The sequence below is a fragment of the Vibrio eleionomae genome, assembly GCF_009874545.1.
Classification (GTDB): domain Bacteria; phylum Pseudomonadota; class Gammaproteobacteria; order Enterobacterales; family Vibrionaceae; genus Vibrio; species Vibrio nitrifigilis.
In genome coordinates this window covers 40,695-57,620 of the sequence record NZ_WEKT01000006.1, presented here as the reverse complement: position 1 = coordinate 57,620, position 16,926 = coordinate 40,695, and the positions used below count along the sequence as shown (strand labels likewise).

The 16,926-nt window shown below is 45.7% G+C and carries 14 protein-coding genes and 1 tRNA gene; all 15 read left to right on the top strand.

Annotation, left to right across the window (positions count from 1 at the left end; translation table 11 throughout):
* Positions 1-90: 90 nt before the first annotated feature.
* The 15 genes from F9817_RS05525 to F9817_RS05455 all read left to right on the top strand — a co-directional run bounded on the left by F9817_RS05525 (position 91) and on the right by F9817_RS05455 (position 16,908).
* Positions 91-177 (top strand) — tRNA-Leu (locus tag F9817_RS05525).
* Between the two features lie 309 nt (positions 178-486).
* Entirely contained in the window at positions 487-1,098 is a 612-nt protein-coding gene (locus F9817_RS05520; RefSeq protein ID WP_161153960.1) for a 4Fe-4S dicluster domain-containing protein, read from the top strand.
* Positions 1,095-3,128: a hydrogenase 4 subunit B gene (hyfB, locus tag F9817_RS05515; protein WP_161153959.1), complete on the top strand. Its 2,034-nt coding sequence runs from the start codon at positions 1,095-1,097 to the stop codon at positions 3,126-3,128. Before F9817_RS05520 ends, hyfB begins: the two co-directional genes overlap by 4 nt.
* Complete coding sequence (locus F9817_RS05510) at positions 3,128-4,081, top strand: respiratory chain complex I subunit 1 family protein (RefSeq protein WP_161153958.1); 954 nt, start codon at positions 3,128-3,130, stop codon at positions 4,079-4,081. The genes hyfB and F9817_RS05510 overlap by 1 nt, the downstream gene beginning before the upstream one ends.
* 13 nt (positions 4,082-4,094) lie before the next feature.
* On the top strand, positions 4,095-5,534 hold the full coding sequence (locus F9817_RS05505) for a hydrogenase 4 subunit D (RefSeq protein ID WP_161153957.1): 1,440 nt from the start codon (positions 4,095-4,097) through the stop codon (positions 5,532-5,534).
* 10 nt (positions 5,535-5,544) lie between these two features.
* Entirely contained in the window at positions 5,545-6,192 is a 648-nt protein-coding gene (hyfE, locus tag F9817_RS05500) for a hydrogenase 4 membrane subunit (RefSeq protein ID WP_161153956.1), read from the top strand.
* Positions 6,193-6,196: 4 nt separating this feature from the next.
* Complete coding sequence (locus F9817_RS05495) at positions 6,197-7,783, top strand: hydrogenase 4 subunit F (RefSeq protein ID WP_161153955.1); 1,587 nt, start codon at positions 6,197-6,199, stop codon at positions 7,781-7,783.
* 14 nt (positions 7,784-7,797) lie between these two features.
* On the top strand, positions 7,798-9,540 hold the full coding sequence (locus tag F9817_RS05490) for a hydrogenase large subunit (protein ID WP_161153954.1): 1,743 nt from the start codon (positions 7,798-7,800) through the stop codon (positions 9,538-9,540).
* A gap of 9 nt (positions 9,541-9,549) precedes the next feature.
* Positions 9,550-10,146 (top strand): formate hydrogenlyase complex iron-sulfur subunit, encoded by a 597-nt coding sequence (locus F9817_RS05485; RefSeq protein ID WP_161153953.1) that lies wholly within the window; start codon positions 9,550-9,552, stop codon positions 10,144-10,146.
* A complete protein-coding gene (locus F9817_RS05480; RefSeq protein WP_161153952.1) occupies positions 10,143-10,958 on the top strand; it encodes an NADH-quinone oxidoreductase subunit B family protein in 816 nt (271 codons plus the stop codon). The genes F9817_RS05485 and F9817_RS05480 overlap by 4 nt, the downstream gene beginning before the upstream one ends.
* A complete protein-coding gene (locus F9817_RS05475) occupies positions 10,945-11,376 on the top strand; it encodes a formate hydrogenlyase maturation HycH family protein (protein ID WP_161153951.1) in 432 nt (143 codons plus the stop codon). Before F9817_RS05480 ends, F9817_RS05475 begins: the two co-directional genes overlap by 14 nt.
* Complete coding sequence (gene hycI, locus F9817_RS05470; protein ID WP_161153950.1) at positions 11,376-11,834, top strand: hydrogenase maturation peptidase HycI; 459 nt, start codon at positions 11,376-11,378, stop codon at positions 11,832-11,834. Before F9817_RS05475 ends, hycI begins: the two co-directional genes overlap by 1 nt.
* Before the next feature lie 232 nt (positions 11,835-12,066).
* A complete protein-coding gene (locus F9817_RS05465; protein ID WP_161153949.1) occupies positions 12,067-12,615 on the top strand; it encodes a 4Fe-4S binding protein in 549 nt (182 codons plus the stop codon).
* 15 nt (positions 12,616-12,630) lie between these two features.
* Positions 12,631-14,775, top strand: coding sequence for a formate dehydrogenase subunit alpha (gene fdhF, locus F9817_RS05460; RefSeq protein ID WP_161153948.1), 2,145 nt, complete (start codon positions 12,631-12,633; stop codon positions 14,773-14,775).
* Between the two features lie 87 nt (positions 14,776-14,862).
* Positions 14,863-16,908 (top strand): sigma 54-interacting transcriptional regulator, encoded by a 2,046-nt coding sequence (locus F9817_RS05455; protein ID WP_161153947.1) that lies wholly within the window; start codon positions 14,863-14,865, stop codon positions 16,906-16,908.
* The last annotated feature ends 18 nt before the right edge of the window (positions 16,909-16,926 follow it).

The window sequence follows — 16,926 nt, the reverse complement described above, 5'->3', positions numbered from 1 at the left end:
CTATTGTGGCGGTTTCTTGTGATTTAAGTCACCTTTTATTCATATGCTACTTTTCACATTAGGGGATTAGCAGGATATTAGCGCCATCACGCAGATGTGGTGGAATTGGTAGACACGCTAGCTTCAGGTGCTAGTGGCCTCACGGCCGTGGGAGTTCAAGTCTCCCCATCTGCACCAGATTGAAAAGCCCGTTTTTTAACGGGCTTTTTTTATGTCTATTATCCGCTGACTTTTCACCAGTATTACGTTTTCCTTTCTTCTATTTTTCCACTCTAAAGACTTATGTTATACCTATTTTTCTGATCGACACTAGTGTCGACACTGGGTGTCGAAGTGCTTGATTTAACGTTAATTTTTTGTATTTAATCCTGTTTCTTTTATTAACATTGCTCTTCTATCCTTATGATTAATAAGGAATAAAATCTTGTGTGCAAAATCTGGCATACAAGTTGCTCTTAGGGGCTTATTTAATCGACAGGGTATGCTATGAAGAGCTTTGTAATTGCAGATCCCCAAAAATGTATTGGCTGTGGTACCTGCATGGCAGCGTGCTCCGATGTACATAAAAAACAAGGTCTGCAAAGTCATCCCCGTTTGACGGTCGTCAAGCATCAGGATGCGACTGTTCCCGTAATGTGTCGCCATTGCGAAGATGCACCATGTGCCACGGTGTGTCCTGTGCAAGCGATCACGAAGGAAGAAGATCGTATTCTGCTTAATGAAACCTTATGTGTCGGCTGCACGTTATGCGCAGTGGCTTGCCCATTTGGTGCTATTGCTCTGGATGGTAGTCGTCCGGTTGCGATGGCAAATAGTTACGATACCTATATTCCTTCCACTCCACGTTCAAGTAGTCCTTGTACCTCCTCTCCTCAAACATTTGGCCATGACCTTTTGGCTTGGGAACCGGGCGTGAAGAGCATCGCAGTGAAATGTGATTTGTGTGGTTTCCGGGAAAATGGTCCTGCATGTGCTGAGGTTTGTCCAACCGATGCGATTGTGCAGGTGACTGATGGTGAAATCAGCCAATCCAGTTCGCAAAAACGTGCAATGGCCGCGGATATGTCCCAAGCCGTCAACATGGAGAAACAGCAATGACAAATACGCTCGAGTTGTTAGCGATATCCATTGGCTGCTATGTCATCGCCAGTTTGGTCGCTTTATTAGGAAGTGGAGAGCGGGAAGCCAGCATTGTTAAAGTGTCTGGTGTAATCGGCTTTATCGGTGGGATGTTGGGGCTTATCAGTTCTGCTCAAGCACTGCTTGGTGGCGCGCCATTGACTGCCCAGTTATATAGCCCGTTTCAGTTCGCACAGTTGATCATCAATATGAACGCACTTGGTGCCTTTATGGTGTTGGTGATTTCACTCATTATGGTCGCCGCTTCAATTTACTCTTGGCACTACATGAATGAGTACCTTGGTAAAGGTGCTTGGGGAATTAGCTTTTTCTTACATCTTTTCGTGGCTTCTATGGTCGCGTTGGTGGTGGTCGATAATGCGTTCTACTTCATTGTGTTCTTTGAAATGATGTCGTTGGCTTCTTATTTCTTAGTGCTGGTGGAACAAAGCGAAAGTAGCGTAAAGGCTGGGTTGCAATACTTCTTTATTGCTCACGCAGGTTCTGTCTTGATCATGATTGCCTTCTTTATGCTGTACCGTGCATCAGGTTCATTGAACTTTGCTGACTTTACCAGTCTGAATCTTCCTGCTTGGGAATCTTCGGTTATTTTCTTGCTGGCGTTCTTTGGTTTTGGTGCCAAAGCCGGGATGATTACCTTGCACGGTTGGTTGCCACAAGCTCACCCGGCAGCCCCTTCTCACGCATCAGCATTGATGTCTGGCGTGATGGTAAAAATCGGTGTCTTCGGGATTATTAAAGTCGGTGTGGTTTTCTTAGGTGCAAGTGAAGCGTGGTGGGGCTATGTGGTACTGGCCTTCGGCGCGGTTTCTTCTGTACTCGGCGTAATGTATGCGTTAGCAGAGCATGATATCAAACGCTTGTTGGCGTATCACACGGTTGAAAACGTCGGCATTATTTTGATGGGCGTTGGCGTGGCACTAATTGGTATGGCAACAGGGCATCCCGTATTTGCTGCGTTAGGTCTATTAGGTGCGCTATACCACTTGTTAAACCATGCAGTATTTAAAGGCTTGCTGTTCTTAGGTGCTGGTTCTGTGATTTATCGCATGCACACCAAAGACATGGAAAAAATGGGTGGCCTTGGCAAATTAATGCCTTATACCGCTTTAGCTTTCTTGATCGGTACCATGGCGATTTCAGCTCTGCCACCACTTAATGGATTCGTCAGCGAATGGTTTATTTACCAGTCTCTGTTTGATCTTAGCCATCAGACGCAATTGAGTATGGTCATTGCTGGTCCAATCGCCGTGGTTATGCTTGCCATTACCGGTGCTTTAGCCTGTATGTGTTTCGTTAAGGTTTACGGCATTTGCTTTACCGGTGCTCCACGTACGCAGAAAGCTAGCGAAGCTCGTGAAGTTGGTTGGCCAATGGTTGTGGGCTGCGCTTTCCTTGCTGTGATGTGTGTGATTTTAGGTGTGGGTTCTCCATGGATCTCGCCCATTATTTCAGACATTGCCACTACAACATTATCTGCAACACCGATTGTCGTTCATCAAGGTATGGCGCTTCATCCGGTTTCTACCACACAAGCCATTCTTTCTACGCCAGTTATCACCATCAGTCTACTGATCTTGCTGGTGATTCCTGCCGTTATGTTGGCTCTGTTTAAAGGCCGTCGTCTCGATAACCGTCAACAAGGTGACCCATGGGCATGTGGTTACGCTTACGAAAATCGTATGAATATCTCAGCGAGTGGTTTTACCCAACCATTACGTCATATGTTCTCTCCGGTGTATCGCATTCGAGTATTGCTCGATCCAAGTGGGTGGATGCAACGCTCCTTAAGTGCTGTCACTCATTCAGCTGCAGCAATTGAACCAAGCTTTGATCGTTATTTAGTGCAACCAGCGTGTCGCGCTTCAATGACGGTAAGCGGTTGGATTACTCGCATGCAAGGCGGCGACTTCCGCGTTTACTGCCTATATATCGTTGTCGTGCTGTTGGCGTTGCTTTTTCTTCCCATTGAACCAGGAGTGAAATAATGGCGGAACTTCATATGCCCAGCTTAGGCTGGATAGTGCTCGCAGTAGTTCAAGCTCTATTGATGTTATTGCTGGCTCCTTTAGCAACGGGTTTCTCTCGGATGATTCGTGCTCGTATGCACTCTCGTCGAGGTCCGGGTTTACTGCAAGATTATCGCGATATCGCCAAGTTGTTGCGTCGTCAATCTGTGTCACCTGCGAATGCCGGGGTCATCTTCTGGATCATGCCTTGGGTGCTGATTGTCACAATGTTGTTGGTCGGTATGGCGCTGCCAACGCTCACTCAAACCTCACCTTTTCCTATTTCAGGTGATGTGATTACCGATATTTACTTGTTAGCGATTTTCCGCTTCTTCTTCTCTTTAGCCGGGGTGGATTCTAACAGTATGTTCAGTGGGGTCGGGAGTGCGCGTGAATTAACTTTAGGCGTGCTGATTGAGCCGATTTTTGTACTATCGATTTTCATTATGGCGATGGCGGTCGGTTCCACCGATTTAGGCTATATCAGCCAAGGCATGTTGGGCGAAATTATGCGCCAACCCGTGACGGTGGTACTTGCTGGTGTCGCTTGTGCCTTTGCGATGTTCGTTGAAATGGGCAAATTACCATTTGATGCAGCAGAAGCTGAACAAGAGTTACAAGAAGGTCCAGTCACTGAATACTCAGGCTCGGGTCTGGCCATGGTCAAATTAGGTTTAGGCCTAAAACAGTTAGTCGTGGTGCAACTCTTCCTCGCCATTTTTATCCCTTGGGGTAAAGCTGAAACTCTAGCCATTCCTGATCTGCTGTTTGCGGCAGTCATGCTGCTTTGCAAATTGATCGTCGTGTTCTTTTTAGCTGGCATTGTTGAGAACGCAATGGCTCGGGTTCGTTTCTTAAATACGAGTCGACTAACGTGGTCTGCATTTTCGTTTGCAGGTTTGTCGTTAGCCTTCTACGTCATCGGATTGTGAGGTCTTATTTACAATGGAGATGATAGGTTTATTCACAATTTTAGTCCCTTTCCTTGGGGCCATTCTGACTCTGCTTGTGCCGCGTTCATCGGCTAAGTGGGTATGTCAGTTATTTGCTGCACTTGCCACATTAGGTACTTGGGCTCTGGCATACCATTTCTTCCTTGAGGGAGGGCATGCGGAATCAATTGCTATCGTACAGTTTGACCACTTACTGATCTTTGGTTTGATGGTCGACAAAGTCAGTACTTTGATTGCGGCAGCGGTTGTTGGGCTTGGCTTAATCGTGGCGATTTACTCGCTAGGATATATGAGCACAGGTAACAAAGAGCACCCACATGAAGGGGATCCGCGTTACTACTCATTCCTATTGGTGTTTATCGGTGCAATGGCGGGGTTAGTGCTCTCTTCTACCTTAGTCGGTCAGTTGCTGTTCTTCGAAATCACCGGTGCTTGTTCTTGGTCGTTGATCGGTTACTACCAAACGCCAATCGCCTTTCGATCTGCGTTAAAAGCATTGATTGTGACTCATATTGCATCATTAGGTTTGTTTGTAGCAGCAGCAACTCTGTTTATCCAAACCGGCACGTTTGAACTCACAGCCATTGCTAGCCTGACACCAAGCGCCAAGATGATTGTACTGTTCGGTATCTTGTTTGCTGCGTGGGGTAAATCAGCCCAGCTACCAATGCATATGTGGTTACCAGATGCGATGAATGCACCAACCCCAGTGAGTGCTTACTTACACGCGGCATCAATGGTGAAAGTTGGGGTATACATATTTGCGCGCGGTATTTTGTCTGCTGGCGATGTGCCAATTGAAGTGGGTGTCGTCGGGGTCATTGGCGCCATGATCACCATGATTTATGGCTTCGTGATGTACTTGCCACAAAAAGACATGAAGCGTTTGTTAGCTTATTCGACCATTACTCAGCTTGCGTATATTTTCCTTGCGCTATCCATGGCGGCAATGGGCTCATCCTTAGCGATGAAAGCGGGCGTCAGTTACATCTTTAACCATGCGTTTGCGAAAAGCTTATTCTTCTTCGTTGCTGGCTCACTGAGCTTTGCTTGTGGTACTCGCATGTTGCCACAACTGCGCGGCATCATTACCAAATCGCCACTGCTTGGGATTGGCTTCTGTGTCGCAGCAATGGCAATTGCTGGTGTTCCTCCATTTAACGGATTCTTCAGTAAATTCCCTCTGCTTGAAGCTGGCTTTCAATTGTCAGCCGCTCACAGTTGGTTAACGCCTGTATTAGTGCTTGCACTGATTGAATCTGTCGCAACATTTGGTTGGTTACTGTTCTGGTTTGGTAAATCTGTGATTGGTAAACCATCCGACGTTGTCGAAAACATTTCTCCGCTACCTGCGTCAATGAAAAGCATGTTGGTTGTTTTGATCGCCATGTCAGTGCTATCCAGTTTCATTGCCTCAGCGTGGCTTAATTAGGAGGTAGGTAATGAGTGATTTAATGATGAATAACTTAGCTGGCCTACTGGTTGTAACTTCATTTTTGGTCGTGATAGCGCGCAAAGCGCAAACCGCTGCTTGGTTATATGCCTTGCAGTCTTTAGTTCTGGTGGGGCTATTTGTTGCGATCGCCCATCGCTACGATGCACATGAGTTATACAGCTGGTCGGTCACCGCGTTTATTTCCAAAGTCATTTTAGTCCCGGCGATCTTATTTATTCAGCTAGGAAAAATGAGAGATGCAAAAGCTGAGCAACCGCTGATCCGCCCGGTGTGGATTGCCTTGATTGTTGCGGTGATCAGTATTGCTTGTCTGTATGTTATCGAACCCGTTCAGTTGCCGCTGGTGGCGTCATTGAAACCTATTCTTGGGGTTTCCTTAGCGCACTTCTTTATCGGTTTGCTGTGCATTATCAGTCAGCGCAATATCCTCAAACAAATTTTTGGTTACTGCCTGATGGAAAACGGCTCGTCGTTAATGTTGGCGTTAGTGGCTCACAGTGCCCCTCACTTGGTGGAAATCGGTATCACCGTTGATGCCTTATTCGCCGTGATTGTCATGGTGATTCTGGCGCGTTTGATTTACGCCAAATTGCGTACGTTGGACGTGAAACAACTGACAGTATTAAAAGGGTAACGGCATGATATCTATAAGTACTATTTATCCCTACCTGCTGGGCATTCCGTTGTTTGTTGCTGCGGTAAGTCTGGTTTGTGCTTGTTTAAAAGGGGAGTTTCAGAAGCTGTCATCGTTGATGCACTGTGTGAGTGTGGTTGCGACGTTTGTAATGAGCTGGATGGTCGCAGTACAAGTCTTTGAACACGGTGCATTAGAAAGTGCAGGTCACTGGCTGATCTTAGATAGCTTGTCTGCGCTATTTATGGCCGTGCTTGGATTAGTGGCACTCATTACAGGATTGCACTCACTGGGTTATATCGGTAATGAGTTCAAAAATGGTGAGCTAAGCAGTCGTCAGGTGTCTCTGTATTACGGCCTGTTCAACCTGTTTTTAGCCACGATGTTGATCGCTTTGACGGCAAACAACATCATCATGATGTGGGTTGCCATTGAAGCCACCACCATTAGTTCAGTGTTCTTAGTCGGTATTTACTATCAACGCTCATCGCTTGAAGCTGCATGGAAATACATCATGCTGTGTAGTGTTGGGGTGGCGTTTGGCTTGTTTGGTACGGTGATTACCTACTCCAATGCGGTGGCGGTATTTACTGACCCTTCTCAAGCGATTTTCTGGACCGCCATTCGTGATAATGCCGCGCGATTTGATCCCCGTTTAATTCAAATTGGTTTCATTTTTATCATCATTGGTTTTGGCACCAAAGTGGGCTTATTTCCGATGCACACTTGGTTGCCAGACGCGCACTCAGAAGCGCCAAGCCCTGTTTCTGGATTACTCTCTGCTGGCTTATTAAATTGTGCTTTATTGGTGATTCTGCGTCACTTAGTTGTCGCTCAAGAGGTTTTGGGTCATGGGTATACTCAAGCTCTAATGCTGGGTTTTGGCCTGTTATCTGTAGCGGTGGCTGCCTTCTTTATTCTGGTGCAAAAAGACATAAAACGTCTGTTGGCTTATTCCAGTGTGGAAAACATGGGCTTGATTACGTTTGCGATTGGCTTGGGGCCTTTGGGTGTTTTCGCTGCCATGCTGCACGTGATTAACCACAGCTTAGGTAAAACTCTGATGTTCTGCGGCGCGGGTAATGTGATGTTGAAATACGGCACTCGTGATATGGGCATCATTAAAGGGGTTGTGCGTGTTGCACCTTGGACTGGTGTCTTGTTTGGTGCCGGTGCTTTAGCATTGGCTGGCGTGCCACCTTTTAACTTATTTGTGAGCGAATTCCTGATCGTTTGTTCTGCGCTATATGCTCAGCATCCTGCTCTAATCATTATCTTATTGCTGTTATTAACGCTCGTGTTAGCTGGACTCGCTCGCTTAGTTGCCGCTTGTGTGCTGGGCAAAGCACCGGAAGGCGTTGATAAAGGCGAAGTGAATGTGATGACCGTCGTCCCGCTTGTCGTCATGATGGGCTTAATGGTGCTTATGGGCACTCATATCCCTGAAGTGGTATTACACGGCGTCAATCAAGCGGCTCAAGTTATCACACATCAAGACTTCTCCACTGTTTTACAACAACTGCATTTGCCATTTCAGTCAGCGAGCGCGCTGACTCAAACTACTGATGCTGCCACTCACCTAGTTCAATAAAGAGAGAATGTTGAATGGATATGAAAACTCAAACTTACTCGCAACGTCAGATCGGTAAACAGTACGTTGATGGGGTACGTCATTTATTCCCTTCTGCCATTCTTGAAGAAGAGTGGCAGGCTGATAACCAAGTTACCATTACGGTAAAAATGACCTCTTTAGTCGAAGTCATGAAATGGCTTTACTACGATCAAGGTGGTTGGTTATCGGTCAGCTTTGGTAACGATGAACGCAGCCTAAACGGCCATTTTGCTGTTTATCATGCGCTTTCTATGGAAGGCGAAGTGAAAAGCTGGGTTGTGGTTAAAGTGCTGGCGGATGCCAATACGGAAGAATTTATTTCTATCACGCCACACATTCCTGCTGCAGTTTGGGGGGAGCGTGAAGTACGCGATATGTTCGGATTGCGCCCTGTGGGCTTACCGGATGAGCGTCGTTTGGTGCTACCCGATGACTGGCCTGATGATCTTCATCCTTTGCGTAAAGATGCGATGGATCATCGTCAGCGTCCAGAACCTACGACTGATACAGAGAATTACCCATTCCTTAATGAATTAGGTGATGAATCTAACCGGATTGTTCCTATTGGACCGCTGCACATCACTTCTGATGAACCGGGACACTTCCGTTTATTCGTCGATGGTGAAGACATTGTCGATGCGGATTACCGTATGTTCTATGTTCACCGCGGGATGGAAAAACTGGCCGAAACCCGTATGGGGTATAACGAGATTGGTTTCCTCGCTGACCGTGTGTGCGGCATTTGTGGTTTTACTCATAGTGTGGGGTACAACAACTCCGTTGAAACGGCTCTGCAAATCGAAGTGCCGGAACGTGCCAAGATGATTCGTACGGTATTACTTGAAGTGGAACGTCTGCACAGTCACCTGCTGAATATTGGTTTATCGAGCCACTTTGTCGGTTTTGACTCTGGTTTCATGCAGTTCTTCCGCGTGCGTGAAAAAACCATGGAACTGGCTGAGCTATTAACAGGTGCTCGTAAAACTTACGGAATGAATCTGATTGGCGGTGTGCGCCGCGATATTTTAAAAGAGCAGCGCCAAAAAGGCATTACCTTGATTCGTGAAGCGCGCAAAACCTTCAGTGAATTAGTCGATATGCTTTTGGCCACGCCAAACATTGATAGCCGCTTATGTGGCGTTGGTGTGTTAGCGAAAGATATCGCGCGCGATTTTAGTCCTGTTGGTCCAATGATTCGCGGCAGCGGCTTTGCGCGTGATGCACGCATTGTGCATGGCGCTCACCTAGAAGCGTATTCACAAGTGCCAATTGAATTGCAGCACATTGATACTGGCGACGTACAAGCACGTGTTCTCGTGCGTATTCGTGAAGTATTTGATGCGATGAACATTGTTGAGTTTGGTTTAGACCACTTGCCTGCTGGGGCAATTCTAACCGAAGGGTTTGACTACGTTCCGCATAAATTTGCCTTGGGGTACACCGAAGCGCCTCGCGGTGAAAACGTGCACTGGAGTATGACTGGCGATAACCAAAAAGTGTTCCGTTGGCGTTGTCGTGCGGCGACTTACGCGAACTGGCCAACACTTCGTTATATGTTGCGTGGTAATACCGTGGCCGATGCGCCATTGATCATCGGTAGTCTTGACCCTTGTTATTCTTGTACTGACCGCGTCACCATCGTGGATACGAAGAAAAAACGCAGCCAGACCATTCCATACAAAGCCATTGAGCAATATAGCGTGAATCGTAAAAACTCACCGCTCAAAGCATGGTAAGGGGGCGTTATGATTAAGTTACTCAAAACCATTCTTAAAGCAGGGGATGTGACTGAAAAATATCCCTTTGCTCCGCTGGAAGTCTCTTCTGACTTTCGTGGTAAACCCGAGCTGAATGCGAGTCAATGTATCTCTTGTGGCGCGTGCACACGCGCCTGTCCTGCTAATGCGCTCATCATGGAAACTGATGCCGCAAAAGGAACTCGTCGCTGGGAACTCTCTTTAGCTCGGTGTATTTACTGCGGTCGTTGCGAAGAGGTATGCCCAACTCATGCAATTGAGCTAACGCCAAACTTTGAATTAGCTGTCACCAAGAAAGAAGATTTGTATGAAAGTGCAGAATTCAAATTGGCAACGTGCTCATGTTGTGGCAAGCCTTTTGTCGCGCAAAAACTATTGGATTACACCATGGCTACTCTAGAGCAATCTGGTTTAACGGGTGAGCATCTTGAGATGCGTCGTCAGCAATTAGCAACCTGCCCAGAATGTCGTCGTAAAGCCAATATGCTCGATGGTGAAAACATTACCCACCAACGTTTTATAAAAACATCTGCGCAACAAATGCAGACGGTTGCTCAATCTGAGTCTGAGAAGGAGGAAGCATGAAAGGTATAAAACAGCTTTCTGGTGCCAACCATACTGAAACTGTTCCAGTTCCTGTCTCGCCTCAACACGAGAAATTAAAAGAAGTTCTACTTAAGCAAATTAAACGTTCTGCCTATGTTTATCGTGTTGACTGCGGTGGTTGTAACGGCTGCGAAATTGAAATTTTTGCAGCGACTACTCCGGTTTACGATACCGAACGTTTTGGTATTAAAGTAGTGGCATCCCCTCGTCATGCCGACATCTTGTTGTTCACTGGCGCAGTTACCCGTGCTATGCGTGCGCCTGCGTTGCGCGCTTATGAAGCGGCTCCAGATCCGAAAATTGTGGTCTCTTACGGCGCATGTGGTTGCGATGGCGGTATCTTCCACGACCTTTACTGTGTGTGGGGTGGAACAGACAAGATAGTGCCCGTTGATGTCTATATTCCTGGTTGCCCTCCAACACCTGCTGCCACTATTTACGGTTTTGCGGTTGCCTTGGGTTTGCTTGAGCAAAAAATGCACAGCAAAGAACACCAAGCAGATAAAGAGCCTGCGACACTTCGCCACACCGGCATTCCGACCGATATTCGGGTGATGGTTGAACGTGAAGCTCGCGTGTTAGCTGGATACCGCGCAGGTAAACGTATTGCCAATGAATTGCTGGATGTACTGGTTACATGTGATTCCAGCAATGTTGACCAGAACGTTAAAGCCTATTTAGAGAAAAACGATGATCCACGGTTAACTGAGATTGTGAATACCTTGATGCGTGAAGTGATGAATCAAATCACTGGCGGTCAACTACAAGGAGCTTGCCATGGATGTCGCTGAGTCTCGCCATTTAAAAGGCAGCGTCTATTTCTATCGTTTAACTCGCAAATTTATCGATGAAAAAGACAACATTCCCCAAGATGCTAAGCAAGTTATGTATTACAGCTTAGCGATTGGTCACCACCTTGGCATCGTTGATTGCTTGAGTGCAGCGATGGTCTGTACTGGGCCTGAATACTTGGAATGGATTTCTGCTTTAGACACGGAGAGTGAAGCGTATCGCAAGATGAAAGGCTTTTTGATGTTTGGTGAAATTACTATTTATCCCGAACATATCAATATGCTGGCACTGGCGTTCGATGCCATTGATGCGAATGCACAAAGTGTGAAAAGTCGTGAGCTGACAGTCGGATTTATTGAAGTACTCACGGCAATCTATAACGAACCAACCATGTATTTGATGATTCGAGGTGGGTAATGAGTCAACAAATTTTATTAACGGTCGGTAATTACATGATGGGGGATGACGCGGCCGGTCCCCTACTTGCCAAAATGTGCAAAGAAAACCCACTTGATGAGTGGGAAGTATTGGATGGCGGAACAATGCCAGAAGATGTTTTGCACTTAATCCGTAAAGCCCAACCGCACCGAATTGTCATCGTCGATGCGGCTGACTTTGGAGAAGAAGTCGGTGAAATTCGGGTGATTGAACAAGAAACCAGTGCCGATATGTTTTTGGTTTCTACCCACAGTTTACCGCTTAATTTTCTTATCAATGAGCTAAAGACCTTCGTACCTGAAGTCACTTTTCTTGGTATTCAGCCAGAGATGGTTGGCTTTTCCTACCCAATGAATCCGTTGGTCAAGCAAGCTGTTGAGCAGATCTATCATGCCCTTCCTAGTTGGGAAGGTGATGGTGGGTATGCCCACTGCTAGATAAGACTTCTCGTCACTAGTGTCACTGTTTTCGTCACTAGTGTCGAGTGACGGGGAGTTTTGTCGTGATGACAACAATGAATAACGATATTAATCGTGAGCTTTGTCTTTAAGTAATTATAAAACAGTAACTTATGTTGACTATAAAGTTACTAGTAACATTGGCACGTCTCGTGCTTAATAGCCATCAGAGTTTTATAACTCTGGTGTACCGACACTAGAAGGATATCGCATGAATCGTTTTGTCTTTGCAGACGCCACTAAATGTATTGGTTGTCGAACTTGTGAAGTAGCATGCGCGATTTCTCACCAAGAAGGATGTACAGGCACATTGCAAAGTACCGAGGGCTTTCAACCTCGTTTGCAATTGGTGAAAAATGCACAGGTAACCACTCCTGTCATGTGTCGTCAATGTGACGACGCCCCTTGTGCTCAAGTCTGTCCTAACAATGCCATCATTCATGAAGATGGATTCGTTAAGGTGATTCAATCTCGCTGTATTGGTTGTAAAACCTGTGCTGTTGCTTGCCCATTTGGCGCAATGGCGGTCGTTACCACTATGGTGGAAGAAAATAACGGCCATGCTGCTTTGTTTAGCCGTAAAGTGCCTAAATCACAGGCTGTTAAATGTGATTTATGTTCTCACCGTGAAAACGGACCGGCTTGTGTAGAAGTTTGCCCAACTGGTGCTATCAGTCTGATTAATTCTGATGAACTTCAACAAACCAGCCAGCAAAAACGTGAAGAAGCTGCAACTCGTGCAGCTGGTATTACTGTCTGATTGAAGAAGGTTGATATGAAAAAATCCATCGTAGTTTGCCCATACTGTGGTACTGGCTGCAAACTGAATCTACTTGTGGAGAACGACAAGGTTGTTGGTGCTGAACCGGCTATGGGCCGCACTAACGAAGGTAACCTATGTCTTAAAGGTTATTATGGTTGGGATTTCTTAAATGATACTAACCTACTGACTCCACGTCTAAAACACCCAATGATCCGCCGTACTCGTGATTCAAAATTAGAAGCGGTATCTTGGGATGAAGCGTTAGATTTTGCTGTTGAGCGTCTAACGGCGATTAAAGAAAAATACGGCGCCGATTCTATCATGACCACCGGTTCTGCTCGTGGTCCAGGTAACGAAGCAAACTATGTAATGCAAAAATTTGCTCGTGCTGTCATCGGTACTAACAACGTCGACCACTGTGCGCGTGTTTGTCACGCTCCATCGGTATCAGGCTTAGAATCCACCGTAGGTAACGGTGCGATGAGTAACTCAATCAATGAAATTGCAGAATCTAAATGTCTGTTGTTCTTTGGTTATAACGTTGCGGATTCTCACCCTGTTATCGCTCGCCAAGTGTTTAAAGCAAAAGCAAACGGTGCGAAAGTGATCGTTTGTGACCCGCGTAAAATTGAGTCTGTACGTATCGCCGATCAATGGGTTCCATTGAAAAACGGTTCAAACATGGCTGTGGTTAACGCGATCGCTTACACCTTGATTGACGAAAACTTGTATGACGTTGATTACGTTCAACGTTACACAGAAGAGTTTGAAGAATTCAAAAAAATCGTCATGAACTATCGCCCAGAAGAAGTGGAACACATTACTGGTGTTCGCGGCGAAGAAATTCGCCAAGCAGCGCGTACTTATGCTGCGGCTTCTGAATCTATGATTCTATGGGGTATGGGTGTGACTCAATTTGGTCAAGCAGTGGACGTGGTTCGCGGTTTGGCTGGCCTTGCGATGATGACGGGTAACTTTGGTCGTCGTGGTGTGGGCGTAGGTCCGGTACGTGGTCAAAACAACGTACAAGGGACTTGTGATATGGGGATGCTTCCTCATCAATATCCTGGTTACCAAGCGGTAACTGATGATGCAATTCGTGAAAAATTTGAACAAGCATGGGGTGTGAAACTGTCTCACAAACCGGGTTACCGCATTACTGAAGTGGGTCATAAAGTGGCTGAAGGCGTATGTAAGGCTTATTACATCTTTGGTGAAGACCCTGCACAAACAGAAGCTGACTTGAACGCAATGCGTAAGACATTGAGCGATCTCGAACTGGTGATTGTGCAAGACATCTTTATGACGAAAACTGCAGAACGTGCCGACATCGTGTTCCCATCAACCAGTTGGGGTGAACATGAAGGGGTGTACTCAAGTGCTGACCGTGGTTTCCAACGCTTCTATAAAGCAGTGACTCCGCCACCTGATGTGAAACCTGACTGGGAAATCTTCGGCTTGTTGGCGACTCGTATGGGTTACCCAATGCATTACAACAATACTGAAGAAATCTGGGATGAAATGCGTCACCTTGCTCCATTGTATGAAGGCGCAACCTACGAAAAAATGGCAGGCCTTAAAGGCGTGCAATGGCCATGTGTGGATGAAGCAGACCCAGGTACTCCATACCTATTTAAAGGCAATAAATTCTCTATGCCTTCTGGCAAAGGTAAATTTATTGGCGCGGAATGGCGTCCACCAGTAGAACAACCCGATGCGGATTACCCATTGGTATTGTCGACCGTACGTGAAGTGGGTCACTACTCTTGCCGTTCTATGACAGGTAACTGTACTGCATTAACCACCTTGGCTGATGAACCTGGATTTGCGCAAATTCACCCTGATGATGCGGCTAAATACGGCATTAAAGATCAACAGTTGATCTGGGTGTCTTCACGCCGTGGTAAAGTCATTACTCGTGCTAATGTGAACCCTCGTGTGAACCAAGGCGCGATCTACATGACTTATCAATGGTGGATTGGTGCTTGTAATGAGCTGACTATCGAACGCGTTGACCCAATTTCTAGTACACCAGAATACAAATACTGTGCGGTGAAAGTGGAAGCGATCGCAGACGCAGCTTGGGCTGAAAATTACGTGAAAACGGAATACAGCGAGATGAAAGCGCGCTTAAGATCACATGTTGAACAGGCATAAATAAGTTCATAGTGAGTTAAGATCAAAAAAGGTTCTTTATGCATGCGGTATTATACGTGCAACTAAAGAGCCTTTTTTATTGTAGCCATGAATCAAACAGCCCAAGAATTAATGATTTTCTCCAAGGCGATGCTATCGATTAATGATACTGCCGACTTGTTGAAATTTTTAAATAGTGAAGAGTGTGCATTCTTACAAGTAGAAAAGATCAATATTATATTACGCTGCGGTCAGTCTGATGAGTCGGTACTTTATTATGTTGATGATCAAGAAAAAGTGCACCGTGAAGCGTTTTATCATCAGGAATACGATATATACAGTATGCCTTATGATGATGGTATTTATAATTTAGATGGTGTGAGTTTCTATTATTCTCATCCTCATTTTACCGAACATCCCGCCTACGAAAATATTCATCATTACTGCAAAGTACCTTTAAAATCGACCAATCAGCAAATTGGTTTCATTGAATTCATTAATCCTCAAGTGGATGAATTGGAGGATGGTGAACGTCAGTTTCGTCTCCAAAACAGCATGATCGTGTCGTTTGTCACTCATGTTTTGGATCACGAATTAGCATCGAACATGACTCAACAGCTGAGTAATGAACGGGATAACTACCATATTCTGGTTGATGTTACGAATGCGGTGATCAGCCAAAGTAATAAAGAGATGTTGCTCAGTTCTCTTCAGCAGTGTTTGTTCCAGCATTTTTCTATTACAGATGTAGCACTGATTGACATTAATCAGGGGCTTTATACACAGAATACCGGGCGAATGGTTGATGGCAAAGTGTATCAACAGAGCCACTTTTTCAATGATGATTCGGTATTTCAAGCTGCGGTTAATCATAATGAAATAGTCTATTTAGATCATAAAAAGCTGGCGTATTTGAGTGATCAAAAAAACACGCTTCAGTTTGCCGATGACATCACTAAAATTATCATCATGCCGCTGATTTTTAGGCGGATGAAAGTAGGTTATATCGCTTACATGATGCGTGATGATAAGCAGATGCCAAGTATGGATATTGATACGTTGCAGCAAGTGGCAGCGCGTGTTGCGTTAGCTATGCACAGTGTTAATGTTCATGAGGCTCACAGCAAAATGATGCCTAAAGGTCAGTATGAGTCTATTGATGAAAGCTATGATAACCATCTGATATTTGATGACATTATTAGTCAAAGTGAATCGATGAACCGCGTGTTAGACCAAGTGGCGATGGTGGCCGATTGCGACAGTACGGTGATGATCCTTGGTGAAACAGGGACCGGTAAAGAGTTGATTGCTCGTGCGATACATAAGATGAGTCGCCGTAGCCAAAAACGCATGGTGAAAATGAACTGTGCAGCGGTGCCTGAAGGTTTGTTTGAAAGTGAATTATTTGGCCATGAAAAAGGGGCATTTACTGGGGCAGTGAGCAGTCGTGTCGGACGCTTTGAGCAAGCCAATAATGGGACACTGTTTCTCGATGAAGTAGGGGATATGCCCCTCTCTCTGCAACCTAAGTTATTACGTGCACTGCAAGAAAATGAGATTGAACGGGTAGGGCGTAATCAACTTATCCCAGTTGATGTGCGTATTGTTGTTGCAACCAATGCCAACTTACTGGAAATGGTTGAAGAGAAAACATTCCGCAGTGATCTCTATTATCGTATGAATATTTTTCCAATCATTATTCCTCCTCTCAGGGAGCGGCCTGAAGATATTCCACTATTGGTGAAACATTTTACCCGTGTGATTTCGAAAAAAATGGGTAAGAATATCACCGCCGTTGCTAATAATTCGATGCGGGCGTTAAGTGCTTTTGATTGGCCTGGTAATGTTAGACAATTACGAAACTTTATAGAGCGCTCGGTCATCTTAACTCGTGGGGATGTGTTGAATGTTCCCGTGGAAGAGCTCGTGAGTTTAGGACTTGAACTTGACGATAGCGACGATGAAAAGCCAACCGTTCCTGTGGCTGCAGCAGATATGGATCGCGATGTGGTGATTCAAACATTGCGTGATTGCAATGGCATTGTAGCTGGGGCTCGGGGCGCTGCGGCTAAGTTAGGATTAAAGCGAACTACGTTGCTTTCTCGCATGCAGAAAATGGGTATTAGCAGCAAAGATTATTTACCAGAAGTGTAACCCGCTAAGGAAAACAGC

Bases quoted from the DNA above. Each gene is read 5' to 3' on its own strand.
- F9817_RS05495 (WP_161153955.1), top strand. From the start codon at position 6,197: ATGATATCTATAAGTACTATTTATCCCTACCTGCTGGGCATTCCGTTG.
- F9817_RS05475 (WP_161153951.1), top strand. From the start codon at position 10,945: ATGGATGTCGCTGAGTCTCGCCATTTAAAAGGCAGCGTCTATTTCTAT.
- F9817_RS05485 (WP_161153953.1), top strand. From the start codon at position 9,550: ATGATTAAGTTACTCAAAACCATTCTTAAAGCAGGGGATGTGACTGAA.
- F9817_RS05490 (WP_161153954.1), top strand. From the start codon at position 7,798: ATGGATATGAAAACTCAAACTTACTCGCAACGTCAGATCGGTAAACAG.
- F9817_RS05455 (WP_161153947.1), top strand. From the start codon at position 14,863: ATGAATCAAACAGCCCAAGAATTAATGATTTTCTCCAAGGCGATGCTA.
- hyfB (WP_161153959.1), top strand. From the start codon at position 1,095: ATGACAAATACGCTCGAGTTGTTAGCGATATCCATTGGCTGCTATGTC.
- hycI (WP_161153950.1), top strand. From the start codon at position 11,376: ATGAGTCAACAAATTTTATTAACGGTCGGTAATTACATGATGGGGGAT.
- fdhF (WP_161153948.1), top strand. From the start codon at position 12,631: ATGAAAAAATCCATCGTAGTTTGCCCATACTGTGGTACTGGCTGCAAA.
- F9817_RS05480 (WP_161153952.1), top strand. From the start codon at position 10,143: ATGAAAGGTATAAAACAGCTTTCTGGTGCCAACCATACTGAAACTGTT.
- F9817_RS05520 (WP_161153960.1), top strand. From the start codon at position 487: ATGAAGAGCTTTGTAATTGCAGATCCCCAAAAATGTATTGGCTGTGGT.
- F9817_RS05465 (WP_161153949.1), top strand. From the start codon at position 12,067: ATGAATCGTTTTGTCTTTGCAGACGCCACTAAATGTATTGGTTGTCGA.
- F9817_RS05510 (WP_161153958.1), top strand. From the start codon at position 3,128: ATGGCGGAACTTCATATGCCCAGCTTAGGCTGGATAGTGCTCGCAGTA.
- hyfE (WP_161153956.1), top strand. From the start codon at position 5,545: ATGAGTGATTTAATGATGAATAACTTAGCTGGCCTACTGGTTGTAACT.
- F9817_RS05505 (WP_161153957.1), top strand. From the start codon at position 4,095: ATGGAGATGATAGGTTTATTCACAATTTTAGTCCCTTTCCTTGGGGCC.